13 protein-coding genes are annotated in these 14,978 nt (G+C 68.6%); 6 read left to right on the top strand and 7 right to left on the bottom strand.

The window, feature by feature from the left end; all coding sequences use genetic code 11:
• Window positions 1-75 precede the first annotated feature (75 nt).
• The gene (locus QH470_RS22265) at window positions 76-1,551 is read left to right on the top strand and encodes an amino acid permease (RefSeq protein WP_280274294.1); all 1,476 of its coding nucleotides are present in this window, start codon (window positions 76-78) and stop codon (window positions 1,549-1,551) included.
• A gap of 26 nt (window positions 1,552-1,577) precedes the next feature.
• Here the strand turns inward: QH470_RS22265 and QH470_RS22260 are convergent, their stop codons facing one another.
• On the bottom strand, window positions 1,578-2,381 hold the full coding sequence (locus tag QH470_RS22260) for an ABC transporter ATP-binding protein (RefSeq protein WP_280274293.1): 804 nt from the start codon (window positions 2,379-2,381) through the stop codon (window positions 1,578-1,580).
• 76 nt (window positions 2,382-2,457) lie between these two features.
• On the opposite strand from QH470_RS22260, the gene QH470_RS22255 reads away from it, so the two are divergent.
• On the top strand, window positions 2,458-3,141 hold the full coding sequence (locus QH470_RS22255) for an HAD family hydrolase (RefSeq protein WP_280274292.1): 684 nt from the start codon (window positions 2,458-2,460) through the stop codon (window positions 3,139-3,141).
• Between the two features lie 9 nt (window positions 3,142-3,150).
• On the opposite strand, the gene QH470_RS22250 is transcribed toward QH470_RS22255, so the two are convergent.
• Entirely contained in the window at window positions 3,151-4,821 is a 1,671-nt protein-coding gene (locus tag QH470_RS22250) for an FAD-binding dehydrogenase (RefSeq protein WP_280274291.1), read from the bottom strand.
• Between the two features lie 103 nt (window positions 4,822-4,924).
• Between QH470_RS22250 and QH470_RS22245 the strand changes: the two genes are divergently transcribed.
• The 3 genes from QH470_RS22245 to QH470_RS22235 all read left to right on the top strand — a co-directional run bounded on the left by QH470_RS22245 (window position 4,925) and on the right by QH470_RS22235 (window position 8,775).
• Window positions 4,925-6,145 (top strand): winged helix-turn-helix domain-containing protein, encoded by a 1,221-nt coding sequence (locus tag QH470_RS22245; RefSeq protein ID WP_280274290.1) that lies wholly within the window; start codon window positions 4,925-4,927, stop codon window positions 6,143-6,145.
• Between the two features lie 120 nt (window positions 6,146-6,265).
• Window positions 6,266-8,200 (top strand): CocE/NonD family hydrolase, encoded by a 1,935-nt coding sequence (locus QH470_RS22240; protein WP_280274289.1) that lies wholly within the window; start codon window positions 6,266-6,268, stop codon window positions 8,198-8,200.
• Between the two features lie 128 nt (window positions 8,201-8,328).
• The gene (locus QH470_RS22235; RefSeq protein ID WP_280274288.1) at window positions 8,329-8,775 is read left to right on the top strand and encodes a hypothetical protein; all 447 of its coding nucleotides are present in this window, start codon (window positions 8,329-8,331) and stop codon (window positions 8,773-8,775) included.
• A 3-nt stretch (window positions 8,776-8,778) separates the two neighbouring features.
• Here the strand turns inward: QH470_RS22235 and QH470_RS22230 are convergent, their stop codons facing one another.
• Window positions 8,779-9,780, bottom strand: coding sequence for a bile acid:sodium symporter family protein (locus QH470_RS22230; protein ID WP_280274287.1), 1,002 nt, complete (start codon window positions 9,778-9,780; stop codon window positions 8,779-8,781).
• A 70-nt stretch (window positions 9,781-9,850) separates the two neighbouring features.
• On the opposite strand from QH470_RS22230, the gene QH470_RS22225 reads away from it, so the two are divergent.
• On the top strand, window positions 9,851-10,708 hold the full coding sequence (locus QH470_RS22225; RefSeq protein ID WP_280274286.1) for a LysR family transcriptional regulator: 858 nt from the start codon (window positions 9,851-9,853) through the stop codon (window positions 10,706-10,708).
• 137 nt (window positions 10,709-10,845) lie between these two features.
• On the opposite strand, the gene QH470_RS22220 is transcribed toward QH470_RS22225, so the two are convergent.
• The 4 genes from QH470_RS22220 to QH470_RS22205 form a co-directional block, all read right to left on the bottom strand.
• The gene (locus QH470_RS22220; protein ID WP_280274285.1) at window positions 10,846-11,652 is read right to left on the bottom strand and encodes a putative protein N(5)-glutamine methyltransferase; all 807 of its coding nucleotides are present in this window, start codon (window positions 11,650-11,652) and stop codon (window positions 10,846-10,848) included.
• 25 nt (window positions 11,653-11,677) lie between these two features.
• Window positions 11,678-12,550: a YdcF family protein gene (locus QH470_RS22215; RefSeq protein ID WP_280274284.1), complete on the bottom strand. Its 873-nt coding sequence runs from the start codon at window positions 12,548-12,550 to the stop codon at window positions 11,678-11,680.
• A gap of 176 nt (window positions 12,551-12,726) precedes the next feature.
• Window positions 12,727-13,644 carry a tyrosine-type recombinase/integrase gene (locus tag QH470_RS22210; protein WP_280274283.1) on the bottom strand — a complete coding sequence of 306 codons (918 nt, stop codon included), beginning with the start codon at window positions 13,642-13,644 and terminating at the stop codon, window positions 12,727-12,729.
• A gap of 137 nt (window positions 13,645-13,781) precedes the next feature.
• The gene (locus QH470_RS22205) at window positions 13,782-14,288 is read right to left on the bottom strand and encodes a hypothetical protein (RefSeq protein WP_280274282.1); all 507 of its coding nucleotides are present in this window, start codon (window positions 14,286-14,288) and stop codon (window positions 13,782-13,784) included.
• Window positions 14,289-14,978: the final 690 nt, after the last annotated feature.

Raw genomic sequence — 14,978 nt, 5'->3', positions numbered from 1 at the left:
CACCACCGGGGACCTCCGCTACCGACCAGGTAACCTCGGACGCTCACCGACCGATCGCGGAGGGCCAACCGGCAGATGACGGAAGTGCGGAGCAAGACATTCCTCGAAGCCGAGGACAGCGGCTACCACAAGAGTCTGAAACCACGTCAGCTGCAGATGATCGCCATCGGCGGTGCGATCGGCACCGGACTGTTCCTCGGCGCGGGCGGCCGCCTGGCGAGTGCCGGTCCGGGATTGTTCCTGGTCTACGGCGTGTGCGGCGTCTTCGTGTTCTTCATTCTGCGGGCGCTGGGGGAACTGGTCCTGCACCGGCCGTCGTCGGGATCGTTCGTCTCCTATGCCCGCGAGTTCTACGGCGAGAAGGCGGCTTTCGCCGCCGGGTGGATGTACTTCCTGAACTGGTCGATGACCGGCATCGTCGACACCACCGCGATCGCCACCTATCTGCACTACTGGGGCCCGTTCCAGCCGGTTGCCCAATGGCTGCTGGCGCTGGTCGCGCTGTGCCTCGTGCTCGGCGTCAACCTGATCTCGGTGAAGTGGTTCGGCGAACTGGAATTCTGGGCGGCGCTGGTGAAGGTCGTCGCGCTGGTGGCGTTCCTGGGGATCGGCACCTTCTTCCTGGCGGGCCGGTTCACCGTCGACGGCAACGAGACGGGCCTGGGCATGGTGTCGCATGCCGGGGGCTGGTTCCCGACCGGCCTGCTGCCGCTGGTCACCGTGACCTCCGGCGTCGTGTTCGCCTACGCGGCCGTGGAAATGGTCGGGACCGCGGCGGGGGAGACGGAGAACCCGCAGAAGATCATGCCGCGGGCGATCAACTCGGTGATCCTGCGCATCGTGGTGTTCTACATCGGCTCGCTGGTGCTGCTGGCGCTGCTGCTGCCGTACACGGCGTACTCCGCGTCGGAGAGCCCGTTCGTCACCTTCTTCGGCAAACTCGGTGTGGGGAACGCGGGTTCGGTGATGAACTTCGTGGTGCTCACCGCCGCGTTCTCGAGCCTGAACGCGGGGCTGTACTCCACGGGTCGCATTCTGCGGTCGATGTCGATGAACGGCAGCGCGCCGAAGTTCACCGGCCGCATGAACAAGCGCGGCGTGCCCTACGGTGGCATCCTGCTGACCAGCGTCATCGCCCTGTTCGGCATCTGGCTCAACTACATCGTGCCCGCGCGCGCGTTCGAGATCGTGCTGAACGTGGCCTCGATGGGCATCCTGTCGTCCTGGGCGACGATCGTGCTGTGCCAGTTGCAGCTGTGGCGGCGGTGGCGCAACGGTGAGGCCGAACGCCCGGCGTTCCGGATGTTCGGGGCGCCCTACACGGGCCTCGCGACGCTGGTATTCCTGGCGGTCGTGCTGGTGCTGATGGGCTTCGACTATCCGGTCGGGACGTGGACGGTCGCCAGCCTGGTCGTGCTCGTGCCCGCGCTGATCCTGGGATGGTTCGCCGCGCGCAAACGGGTGCTGGCCATCGCGGCGGAGCGTCGTGGATACACCGGCGAGTTCCCGGTGGTCGCCAACATTCCCCTCGACGACGACCGAGAAACCTAGCGCCGCACTACTTTACGCTCCGTGGATCAGCTCGCGGACATGCTGTGGTCGGTACGAACCTGCCAGCGACCCTCGCTGCGAATGAGCCGGACCGGGTGGTCGAAACAGGCGCTGATGTTCGCACCGGTGAGTACCTCGTCCACCGGACCGGTTGCGACACAACGGCCTTCGCGTAACAGCAGGACGTGCGTGGTGCCCGGCGGCAGCTCCTCGAGGTGATGGGTCACCAGCACCGAGGACAGCTCCGGATGCGTGGTCTGCAAGCGGTCGATGCGGTCGATGAGCTGCTCGCGACCGGCCATGTCGAGTCCGGTGGTGGGCTCGTCGAGCAGTAGCAGGCGCGGATTCGGCATGAGGGCGCGCGCGATCAGCGCGCGGCCGCGTTCCCCCTGGGACATGGTCGGCCAGCGGGCATCGCGGCGGTGCGCCAGGCCCAGCAGGTCGATCAGGCGGTCCGCCTCGGCGATCTCGGCGGCCGTCGGATTCCAGCGCTGCTTCAGGTCGGCGGTGTTGGTGAGGCCGGTGAGCACCACCTCGTGCGCGGTGAGCGGATACGGGGGAGCGTGCCGGGGGTCGACATGGCCGATGGCGGTGCGCAATTCGCGCATGTCCACCCGGCCGAGCCGGTGGCCGAGCACCTCGACGGTGCCGTGCGTGGGATGTTCGAAGGCGCCCAGCATCTTCAGCAGCGTGGTCTTGCCCGCGCCGTTGGGCCCCAGCAGCGCCCAGTGCTCGCCCGGGCGCACCGTCAGCGACACCTCGGCGAGGATCGGATTGCCGTTGCGCACGAAATCCACCGCGGTGACCTGGATGATGGGGGTGTCGGCCATGCGCCCACGGTAACAAACTCCTCAGACAAGCTGATGGGTGATCTGTGTCATGGGACGAATTGTGTACGCTGGCCCGGTGACCATCGAGGCCGTGCTGTTCGATTTCTCCGGGACGCTGTTTCGCCTGGAGGGCGACGAGAGCTGGGTCGAGGACCTCATCACCGCCGACGGCCGTCCGCTGGATGCCGCCGAATCGGCCGAGGTGCTGCGGCGCATGACGGCCCCCGAGCAGTTGGTGCGGTTCGACGAGCGTGGGCAGTACGCCTGGGAGCATCGCGACCTCAGCGCCGAGTTGCATCGCGAGGCGTACATGGCGGTACTGCGCCAGTCGGGAATCGAGCAGGGCCGGGCGGACCGGCTGTACGACCGCATGGTCGACCCGCTGGAGTGGACGCCGTACCCGGATACCGACGCGGTGCTGAAATCGCTGGACGCGCAAGGCATTCCGGTAGCGGTGGTGAGCAATATCGCCTTCGATGTGCGCCCGTCGTTCGCCGCGCACGGCTGGGAGCGCGAGGTGGCGCTGTACGCGCTGTCGTTCGAGATCGGCGCGATGAAACCCGATCCGCGGATCTTCGAATGGACGCTCGAGCGTCTGGGGGTCGCGGCCGAGGCGGCGCTCATGGTCGGTGATAGTCGCGAGAACGACGGCGGCGCAACGGCTCTCGGCTGCCGGTTCGCCTGGGTGGACCCGCTGCCGACCACCGATCGGCCGGATGGGCTGCGCTCGGCGTTGCGTGAGCACGGACTGACTGTCTGACCCCGCGCGTCAGGTTGTCAGGCGGGCCAGCGCGCGCCCGGCGGCGCGCCCGGAGAAGATGCAGCCGCCCAGGAAGGTGCCCTCCAGCGCGTTGTAACCGTGCACCCCGCCGCCGCCGAAGCCCGCCACCTCGCCCGCGGCGTACAGGCCGGGGAACGGTGTGCCGTCGGCCTGGATCACCTGCGAGTCGAGGTTGGTCTGCAAGCCGCCCAACGTCTTCCGGGTCAGGACGTTCAGCCGGACGGCGATCAAGGGGCCGTGCGCCGGGTCCAGGATGCGGTGCGGCTTGGCCACCCGGCCGAGCCGGTCGCCCCGGGATCGGCGGGCATTGGCGACGGCCATCAGCTGCGCGTCCTTGCTGTACTTGTTGACCAGTTCCCGGTCGCGGGCGACGATCTGGCGTTCCAGATGGGCGGGGTCGAGCTGGGGTCCGCGGGCGATCTTGTTCATGCCGGTGACGAGTTCGGGCAGCGTGTCGGCGACGACGAAATCGACGCCGTGCCGTTTGAAGGCCTCCACCGGACCCGGTGCGCCCTTGGCGATCCGGCTGCGCAGCGTCAGCTGGAGATCCTTGCCGGTGATATCCGGATTCTGCTCGGAGCCCGACAGCGCGAACTCCTTCTCGATGATCGACTGGGTCAGTACGAACCACGAGTAGTCGTAGCCGGTATCGAGGATCGCCCGCATCGTGGCGTTGGTGTCGAATCCGGGGAAACACGGTGCGGGCAAACGGTTTCCGTTCGCATCGAACCACAGCGAGGACGGGCCGGGGATGATCCGGATGGCGTGGTCGGGCCAGATTGGGTCCCAGTTGTGGATGCCCTCGGTGTAGTGCCACATGCGATCCCGGTTGACGATGCGCCCGCCGGCCGCCTCGGTGATGCCGAGCATCCGCCCGTCGACGTGCGCGGGCACTCCCGAGATCATGGTCTGCGGGCACGGTCCCAGTCGTTCGGTGGGCCAGTTCTTGCGGATCAGATCGTAGTTGTGGCCGATGCCGCCGGAGCTGACGACCACCGCCGGGGCGCGAAACTCGAACTCGCCCACGGTATCGCGTGACGATGCCCGGCCGCGCTCGAGTTCGGTGGGCTCCAGTACGCCGCCGCGCACGCCTACCACCGCGCCGTCCTCGACGATCAGTTCGTCCACCCGGTGCCGGAAAGCGAACTCGACCAGGCCGCTACGCTCGGCCGCCAGCACCGGTTCCAGGAATACCCGCACCACCTCGGGGCCGGTGCCCCAGGTCAGGTGGAAGCGGGGCACCGAGTTGCCGTGTCCGTCGGCGGCCGCGCCACCCCGTTCGGCCCAGCCGACCAGCGGCGTCACCCGCAAGCCGAGATCGTGCAGATACTGCCGCTTCTCGGTGGCGGCGAACTCGACGTAGGCGCGGGCCCACTGCCGCGCCCAGTGGTCCTCCTCGTCGCGGTCGAATCCGGCGGAGCCCTGCCAGTCCTGCCAGGCCAGTTCGAAGGAGTCCTGCACGCCCATCCGCCGCTGTTCCGGGGTGTCGACGAGGAACAGCCCGCCCAGCGACCAGAACGCCTGCCCGCCCAGGTTGTTGCGATTCTCCTGATCCAGCACCAGGACCCGCCGCCCGGCCCGGGTCAGCTCGTAGGTGGCCACGAGGCCGGCCAGTCCGGCTCCGACGACGATGACGTCCGGCTGGTGCGACGGTGCCACGGGAACTCCTCGCGCTCGACTGCAATGGATACACGAGTGTATCGGCTGGGGTGGCGCGGCGCACGCATCCGAACTTGTCGGTGGCTCGTGGGATGGTTCGTGGGTGCGAACCATGACCGCTGCCGCCGCTCGCCGCACCGCGCTGGCCGCCCAGGGCCTGGCCGGTCCGCGCCCGTCCGGCGCACCCACCCGCCGTACCCTCCAGCGCGTGCTGGAGAAAACCCAGCTGCTGCAATTGGATTCGGTCTCGGCCGTGGTACGGGCGCACTATGCCCCGGTGTTCGCCCGGATCGGCGGCTACGACCGCGCCCTGCTGGACGAGCTGGCCTGGAGTCACAACGCGCGGCGGCCGCGGCGGCTGGTGGAGTACTGGGCGCACGAGGCGGCGCTGTTGCCCGTCGAGGATTGGCCGCTGCTGCGCTGGCGCATGTCGCGGTTCCGCGACGGGCGGTGGGGCGGGGCCGCTCGCGTGGTGGAGCGCAATCCGCGACTGCCCAAGGACGTGCTCGAGGCGGTCGGCGAACTGGGCCCCGCCACGGCGGGCGAGGTGGAGAAGCATCTCGAGCTGGAACGGCCGCGCACCAAGGGCCACTGGGGCTGGAATTACAGCGACACCAAGGTGGTGTGCGAGCTGCTGTTCGCCACCGGCGAGCTGTCGGTGGACAAGCGCGTCGGATTCCAGCGCTACTACGACCTGACCGAGCGCGTACTGCCGCCGGAGGTGCTGGCGCGCGAGGTGGACGAGGCCGAGGCGGTGCGCGAACTGGTCCGCCGCGCCGCGACCGCGCTGGGTATCGCCACCGAAGCCGATCTGCGCGACTACTACCGGCTGCACCGCCGCCAGACCGAGCCCGCCCTTGCCGATCTGGTCGATGCCGGTGAGCTGGAGCCGGTGCGGGTCCACGGCTGGGATCGGCCCGCCTACCTGCGCGTGGGCGCTCGCACGCCGCGCCGCGTGGAGGGCGGCGCGCTGCTGTGCCCGTTCGATCCGCTGATCTTCTTCCGGCCGCGCACCGAGCGCATCTTCGACTTCCACTACCGCATCGAGATCTACACACCCGAGGCCAAGCGGGTACACGGCTACTACGTCTTCCCGTTCCTGCTCGACGGCGACCTCGTCGCCCGCGTCGATCTGCGTGCCGACCGTGCCACCGGCCGCCTGCTGGTCCCCGCGGCCTTCGCCGAGCCCGGCCGGGATTCCGCCTACGTCGTCGCCGGTCTCGCGCGGGCGTTGCGGGAGCTGGCCGACTGGCTGGAACTGGAGACCATCGAGGTCGGCGAGCGAGGTGATCTCGCCGCCGAACTGGGCGCGGTGGTGCGTTAGATCGGAAGCTGTACACCGGCAAGGGAATTCGACGGGGGGAACGTGGTGCATCGGCGATACGAGGATGAGCGGTTCGGAAAGTCGCGGGCGGGGGCGCGGGTGCGGTGCTACCTTCGGACGATGTCGTCGAACCGTGTGCGGCGCAGTCGAATTGTCCGGATATGTGTCCTGGCCGTCACGGCCGTGCTGATCGCCGGCGGCTGCGGGGGATCGGAACCCGAACACACCGCCGCGGCGCCCGCCGCCGGCCCCTGGCCGCCAGCGGACGGTCGCGGCGCATGCGAGGTCGACAAACAGCCGGACGTGCCCGCCACCATGCGCGACGGCGTGGTGCTGAAGTCCGATGTGTACCGCCCCCGCACCGCCGATCCGGTGCCGGTGATCCTGATGCGCACCCAGTACGGCAAGGAGGCGGCGCAGATCCAGCCCTACCGGTATCGCCCGCCGGACTGGTTCGCCTCGCACTGCTATCTCGTTGTGGTGCAGGACATTCGCGGGCAGGGCAAGTCGGGCGGCACGTTCAACGAGTTCGGCAACGATCTGGACGACGGCTACGACGCGGTGGAGTGGGCGGCCGCCCTGCCCGGGTCGAACGGCAAGGTGGGCATGTACGGGTCGTCGTATGTGGGTGCCACGCAATGGCTCGCGGCCGTCCGCACGCCGCCGCACCTCGCGACGATCGTGCCCGCCAACACGTCCTCGGACTACTACGACGGCTGGACCTACGACGGCGGCGCGTTCCGGCTGGCATTCGTCGAACCGTGGGCGATGGAGACGATCGCGCGCACCGCGGCCGAGAACCGCGGCGACACGGCGACCGCGAAACAACTGCTCGCCGAGGGCACCGACTACACGCGCTGGCTGAGTTTCCGTCCGTACCAGCAGCTTCCGCCGCTGCGCCCGGACGACCCGGTGGTCGCGCCGTGGTTCTACGACTGGATCCGGCACTCGGCCCGCGACGACTACTGGAAGCAATGGAGCATCCGTGATCGGTACCCGAACGTCCGGGTGCCGGTGCTGGACGTGGAGGGCTGGTACGACGCCTTCCTCACCGGCGGCATCGAGAACTTCACCGGCATGGTCCAGCGCGGCGGGACCGAGGACGCGCGGCGCAACCAGCGCTTGGTCATCGGGCCGTGGGACCACGTCGGGTGGGGCCGGCCGGGCAGCGGCGTCGGGGCGCCGAAGATGGCCGCGGGCCCGGCCGGGGACAGCCCGATCAACGAGCTGATGCTGACCTGGTTCGACCGATTCCTGAAGGGCGCCGACAACAAGGTGTCCGGGCAACCGGCCGTGGACTACTTCGTGATGGGCGCCAACCGGTGGAAGACGGCGTCCGCGTGGCCGTTGCCGGACACCCGGTGGACCACCTACTACCTGTCCGGTCCCGGCGGTCCCGGCCCCGGCGGCCGTCGGGGCGCCTTGGTCGAGGCCGCGCCGAAGGATCCACAGCAACCGGACCGGTACTACTACGACCCATTGAATCCGGTGCCCAGCGCGGGCGGTCATTCCTGCTGTGGCGCCGCGACCGGCCCGCAGGGTCCGTTCGATCAGGGCGCCGTGGAACAGCGCTCCGATGTGCTGACCTTCACCACCGACCCGATGCCGTCGGACACCGAGATCACCGGGCCGACGGAGGTGACCCTGTGGGCCGCCTCGACCGCGCCCGACACCGATTTCACCGCCAAGCTGGTGGTCGTCGCGCCGGACGGATCGACCGTCAACCTCAACAACGGCATCGTTCGCGCGGCGTTCCGCGAATCCCTCGAGCATCCGACACCGATCGTGCCGGGGCAGCCGTACCGGTACACGATCAAGGTATGGCCCACCAGTTACCAGGTACCGGCCGGATCGCGCGTCCGCGTGGAAATCTCCAGCAGCGACTTCCCGCAGTACGCGCCGAACCCGAACACGGGCGAACCGTTCGGGCAGAGCGCGGCCGTGCAGGGCGCGACGCAGACGATCTTTCACGACGCCGAACACCCGTCGTCGGTGGTGCTGCCGATCATTCCCGCGGGGGACAGCGGCAGTTCGAAGTTCCCGCTCACGCGGTAAAGACATGCGAGGCAAGGAAATTCGACATCGCGACGGACCGGCGATGCCGATCGCGCTACCCGCGCGCGGCACGCCGAACACGGCCGGGCAGCTTGCCGACCGATCGCGGCGGGCATAGCGTGGCAGGCATGTCGCGCATCGAGATCGAGGATCTGCCCGCCGATACCGCCGAGGTGCTGCGCCGCCGCGCCCGCTACGCCGGGCTGCCGGTACTGGACTATGTGCGCCAGGAGTTGACGGCGCTGAGCGCGCGCCGCGTGCCCATCGACTCCGTCGTGGAGTTCCTGGAGAACGAGCGCCCGGATCATCCCTCCACCACTCTCGACGAGGGCGCGATGGCCCTGATCCACACCTACGATCTGCCCGCCGACGCGTGGAGCGTGCTCGGCCGCCGTGCCGCCGCCGCGGGCGCGCCGCTCGGCGACTACGTGCGCCAGGAACTGATCACACTGGCCCGCCGGAGCACGCTCGAGGAGTCGATGCAGGAGTTCCGCGACATCCTGGACCGCGACCCGAATCTCGACGTCGACCTGGCCGCCGTCGAGGACACCCTCCGGTACGTGCGCGGGATGTAGGCCTCACCCGGCCGCGGCCGGAACGGGCTGGGCCGCAGCGCTTTCCGCGGCCCGACCCCACCGGCCCGCCAGCGCGGCGCACACGAACAGCTGAATCTGGTGAAAGATCATCAGCGGCAGCACGATCAGCCCGACCGGATGGCCCGCGAACAGCACCGTCGCCATCGGCAGCCCGGTGGCCAGGCTCTTCTTCGAGCCACAGAAGATCACGACGATTCGATCGGCGCGGTCGAATCCGAACAGTCCGCTGCCCGCGGAGGTCACCGCCAGCAGCACACCCAGCAGGCCCGCGCACACCACGACCACCGCCAGCAGCGCCCACGGCGACAACCCGCGCCAGATGTGCTCGACCATGCCCGCGCTGAAGGCGGCATAGACCACCAGATACACCGAACCCCGGTCCACGACGCGGGTGACCGCCGCATGCCGCAGCAACCACCGCAGCCACGGCCGCAACAACTGCCCGGCGAGGAACGGCAGCAGCAGTTGCACGACGATCGACAGGATCGCGGTGAGGGACACGGTCGTGCCGCCGGTGGTGTGCATCAGCAGCATTACCAGCAGGGGCGTCGCGAAGACACCGACGAGATTCGACAGCGACGCGCTCACGACCGCCCCCGCCACATTGCCGCGCGCGATCGAGGTGAACGCGATCGAGGACTGCACCGTCGACGGGAGCAGGCACAGATAGAGCATGCCGGTGTAGAGGTCCGCGGTCAGTACCGAGGGCACCAGCAGCCGCAGCGCGAGGCCGAGCAGCGGGAACACCACATACGTCACCGCGAGCACGCTCGCGTGCAGCCGCCAGTGCCGCAGTCCGGCCAGCGCCTCGCGCGGTTCCAGGCGGGCGCCGTAGAGCAGGAACAACACCCCGATGGCGATCTTGGTGGCCCAGTCCAGGACGTCGGCGGCGCCACCGCGCGCGGGCAGCGCGACGGCCACCAGCACGCTGACCAGGATGCCGAGCATGAAGGCATCGATCCGCAGCTTGGCGAGAAACTTCACGTAGCTACGGTATGACCGCCGAACTGATCACGACAGGCGGCGTAATCGATAACTCCGAACGAGTATTGTGATGAATGTGTTCGACCCGGACCTACTGCGCACCTTTCTCGCCGTCGAGCGGGCCGGTGGTTTCACCGCGGCGGGCCGCCTCCTCGGGCTGCGGCAGTCGACGGTCAGCGGGCACGTCGCCAGGCTGGAACAGGCGGCCGGGCGCGAACTGTTCCGCCGCGACACCCGCAATCTCGCCCTCACCGCCGACGGCGCCGCGATGGTCGGCTTCGCCCGCGCCATCCTCGACGCGCAGGCGACGGCCGAACGTTACTTCTCCGAATCACGGCTGTCCGGCCTGATCCGGCTCGGCGCCTCCGACGACGTGATGGCCCGCGAACTGCCCGACGTGCTGCTCGAATTCCAGCGCAGCCACCCCGGCGTGGATCTGGAGCTGACCGTGGGGCTCAGCGAGAACCTGAAGACCCGGATGAGTGCGGGGGAGCTGGATCTGGTGGTCGGCAAGCGGCTGCCCGGCGAACGGCACGGCGAGCTGCTCTGGCGAGACCGGCTCGTCTGGGCGGGCCGTTCCGGCGCAACGGGTTTCGACGATCCGGTCCCGCTGGTGACGTATCCGCCGCCGAGCCTCACCCGGCACATCGCCCTGCGCGCCCTGGAACGCGAGGGACGCACCTGCCGCATCGCCTGCACCAGCGACAGCCAACTAGGCCTGCGGGCGGCGGTACTGGCCGGTCTCGGCCTGGTGGTGCATGCCGAAAGCCTGCTGCCCACAGGGCTTTTCGCCGTCGCGGATCCCCGGCTGCCAGAACTGGGTGACCTCGAGTTCGTCCTGCTGCGCCGCCGCAGCCGCCCGCCGGAGCCGGAGCGCGCACTGTGCGCAGCGATCAAATCCGCTGCCCGGCGCTTCCAGCACGCATGAGCTCAGGACCGGTCGCGCAGGTGACCTCGGGATCGCGCAGTGGCGCGCGGACGGGTCGCGCAGGTGGTGTGAGGATGGGTCGCGCATGGCGTGAGGGTGGGTCGCGCATGGCGTGAGGATGGGTCGGTAAGTGGGTGTCAGGACGGGTCGACGCGGCTGCCGATGACCACGGTCGCGTACAACTCCTCGGACCAGGCGACGCGTGGCGTGAGTCCGGAACGGGCGAAGATGTCCACCGCGGCCGGAGCCTGTTCCTCGCTCGATTCCACCAGTACGTGACCGCCGGGCGCCAGCCAGGAGGGCGCGGCGGCGGCCACCCGGCGGACGATGTCGAGGCCGTCGGCGCCGCCGTCGAGGGCCGAATGTGGCTCGTGCTCACGGGCTTCCGGGGGCATGTCGGCGATCAGGACGGTCGGCACGTACGGGGTGTTGGCGAGCAGAATGTCTACCCGCCCGGCCAGTTCCGCGGGCAGGGGAGTGAACAGATCGCCCTCGTAGACGCGCGCGCCCAGTGGGGCGAGGTTGCGGCGAGCGTAGGACACGGCGGCGGGCTCGATGTCGCCGGCCGTGAGCTGGGTCCGGATGCCCGCGCGCGCCAGCTCCGTGGCGACCGCCAACCCGAGCGCGCCACAGCCGCAGCACAGGTCGAGCACGACGCGGGAGTTGCCGGGCGGGCGGCGGCCGAGCGCGACCGCCTGCTCGACGAGAAATCCGGTGCGTTGCCGCGGCACGAAGACCCCCGGTCCGACCGCGACCCGCAGCCCGCGAAATTCGGCCCAGCCCAACAGGTGTTCCAGCGGTATGCCAGAAGTTCGCTGTGCCACGAGTGCGTGCAATTCGGCGGGCGACGAGGCCGCCTCGGTCAGCAGGGCGGCCTCGTCCTCGGCGAAGACACAACCGGCCGCGCGCAGGGCGGCGACGGTGTCCGGGTCGGATGCGATCACCCGCTCATTGTGCCGATTCCGGCGGTCAGCGCTCCGATGGTAGGAGGAAGGTGCGGGTGGCGTCCAGGTAGATGCCGCGCTGGGCGGCCCGGTTCGGCGGCGGCAGCTGCGACACCAGCTGATCGGTGGAGGTCATTGCGCCCACCACCGGAATTCCGGCGACGATGAAATCCGCGACCGCGCGGCGGATGTGGTTCGGCGAGGTCACCACGACCGCGCTGGTGGCCCCGGCGTCGCGCAGCATGCGGCTGCTGAACAGCGCGTTCTGCACCGTCGACCCGGCGCGGTCCTCGACCAGCACCCGGTTCGCCGGAATGCCGTGCCCGATCAGCCAACCCGCCATGGCCACCGCCTCCGGCACCCCGTTCTGCGGGTTGCCGCCGGTGACCACGATCGGCGACCCGGGTGCGGCGATCGCCTGCAACCATGCCGCCTGCAGGCGATTCACCAGTTCGGGGCGCAGCGCGCCATCGGGCAGCAGGCCGTAACCGAGCACCACGATCCCGGTCTGCGGGCCGACCAGCGCGGGCAGCGGATTGGGCAGGGTGCCCACCGCCGCACCGATGGCGCCCAGCAGATTACGGGTGCCCTGAGCCATCGCGCCGTCGACGGCTCCGAGCCGGTTCAGCGCACCCTCACGGGTGATCAGGTCACCGCTGTAGTCCGACCAGATCGCCTGCAGCGCGAGCGCCTGCGCGTCGTCGGGGGTGCCGTCGAGCAGCGCGCGCAGATCGGCCAGGCCGGCCGGATCGTTGCCGCTGAGGAAGTGGGATTGGGCGGAGTTGTAGAGCGGGGCCGGGCCCTCGGCAGCGGTGGCCGCGCCCGCGAACGGACCGGCGAGCACGAGGGTGACCGCCGAACCGGCGGCGAGATATCGGAGACGCCTGGCGATTTTCACTGCAGTCGACACCTTTCCGAAGGAGCGGGTCTTGCGCGTGTTGCTGGCAATTGCCTCTGGACAATCCAGCCCACGATACGACCGCCCGGCCCCGCGAGAGCGGATTTGGAGGTGTGACATATCTGGATGTAACACGCAGAAAGGGGTGAACTCGCATAAATTGCGTGTTCATAGCGTCAAACAATACCTCCGAGCCTTCCTCGGGGTGCCAGGGGTTCCCGTACCCTCCGCGCCAGCGGGTGGCGCTCGCCGGTGAGACCCGAGAGAGCTTCCGCCACTTCGACGACCCCCGCGGTGGTGTAGATGGGTGTCGCGACCCTGCCGGTCGGAACCGCATGACCCGCATACGCTCGCGCCACGGCTTCGCCGTACTCACGCTCGACGTAGGTGAGCGTGGTGTGGCGCACCCAGTGAATCGACACTTGCAACCGCCGAGCCCACGGCAGGTGCCGTCGCACCCGCTCGATCAGGTAGTCGTAGCGGCGAGCGGAGATCGGTCGCCCGTGGCGATAGCGCAGCAGCCGATCGGTCGCGTCTGCGCCGCCGCGGCTGTCGACGTGCTCGATGAGGCTGCCCATCAGCAGCGGCGAAACCGGCTGCCACCGCACCTGGCCGCCCTTCTCGCGCAGTCGCAGCAAACAGTCCTCGGGGTTCATGTCGTCGACCTGTAGCGCGAGAGCGGCGCCACGTCGGCACGCGGTCTCGATGTGCAGGCGGACGATGAGGGCATCCAGCTCGGTGTCGTTCCCCGTCGTCGCCGCTATGCGCCCCATGGCCATGACCTGATCTCTGGTCAGCGCGTGCCGCGAACCGGGCTGGGGCCGTTGGGTTCTCAGGTTGCGGGCCGGATTCTGCGCGGGACTGATCAGCCCGTCGAACTCGGCTTGGCGGTACAAGCACCGGACTGCCGACACCATCGACGCGGCCGCGCCACGGCCAGCCCGGGAGTTGGATCGCACGATCGCTCGACTGCGATGGGCCTCGACCAACTGGTTGATCTCCGTTGTCGTGGGCTCGTCGAGAAACCGATCGCCCCAGTGGGTCTCTAGGACTCGCCAGTACGAGTTGTAGCTTCTGACCGTCGGCGCGGGCAATGCTGACCGTAGCTGCGCGATGTATGCGTCGAACGTGGGGGCCGGCTTGGTCGGGACTGGCGCAAACGCGTAGTGGTCATCTCTTGCTTCGAGCGCGGACGCGATCACTCGAAGGGCCCGATCGATGTCTCCGCTGTTCACCGCTCGCGGCTCCACGCCTCTGGCAGCAGGTGCCGCAGCGCCGCTGTGACGATCGGTATCGGCAGAATGACCAGCTGCTCTTGTTCTGGGTCCGCCACCATCAAGACCCGACCGTGTAGCGACAGATTGCACCGATGCCGATACTCCGCCGGCACCCGCAGATAACCCTTGCGACTCACACTCCACCGGCCACGCGAGTTCGGTCGGACCACGACCATGCGATAGTCGGCATCGAACGTAACCGGTTGTCCCGCAAACCAACCGAGCGCCCGCACTCCGGACCGATCGGACAGTCGTCCATGGCCATCGATCGCTGAGATGGCGAGATGCACGCCGTGGATAGGGCCGACGGAGGCGACAACACCCGGAAACGCGAAAGGAATCGGCTTCGCCGGCGTCGCGTCGCGGCGCGCTGCGTAGAGCCCAACGAACGTTATACCGACATGCGAATTGAGATCATCGTCTGGCTCTGGCATGGCCGGGGTCTTGTGCGTGCGTGTCATTTCACGTCACAGGGTGGTCGCCGACAGGTGATTCGATGCGGCCGCGAGAAGACCACCTCGCGGCAAGGCGTTCGTCAAATCGGGTGGACAGAAGGTTCTTATCTGACGGGCGTCTGCTGGGCGGCAGAACGCCGGAAGGGAATCTGCCAGTACGGCAGACGTACGGGAACATCACAATCCTCCATGCGGATGGCTCGGTTTGTGTTGTCCCTCACTCTCCATCGGACCGTGAAATGTGGTCCTTGTCAAGGTCAGGAGTTCCCCAGTGCGCCAAATCTTTCATCGATGGCCGCCGAGGGGCGGCGAAAGGGATGGAACCTGCATCGGAGATACCGCTGCTCTATTGAGAAGTCCGGGTACTTAATATGCGGTATGCGTTGCGAGGTGGTGAGGTATCCGTGCCTGGTCGTCAGCCAACGATGACAAGGCAAATGAGGGCGGCGTTCTGGCAAACGCGCCGGCACCGAGAGGCGTTGAAAGTCCTTGACGCTCAACGCGCGCCGCATTCGACTGCCCCACGCCACCACGTATCTGTGATGCCGTGAGGGCCTAGGTGTACTGACCATGGACGTTGGTGACGGCGTGGCGAGCTGACATGGCGAAGACCTCCGAGTGAAGTGCGAGCTGTCTAGGAACGCATTCACCAAATCGGAGGTCTTCGTGTCCCACCGTAATGCGCCGTTGTCGGAA

This window comes from Nocardia wallacei, assembly GCF_029868745.1.
In the GTDB taxonomy this organism is placed as follows: Bacteria; Actinomycetota; Actinomycetes; order Mycobacteriales; family Mycobacteriaceae; genus Nocardia; species Nocardia wallacei_B.
Note: the sequence above shows the minus strand (reverse complement) of the source record. Positions and strands in the feature narration are given on the sequence as shown.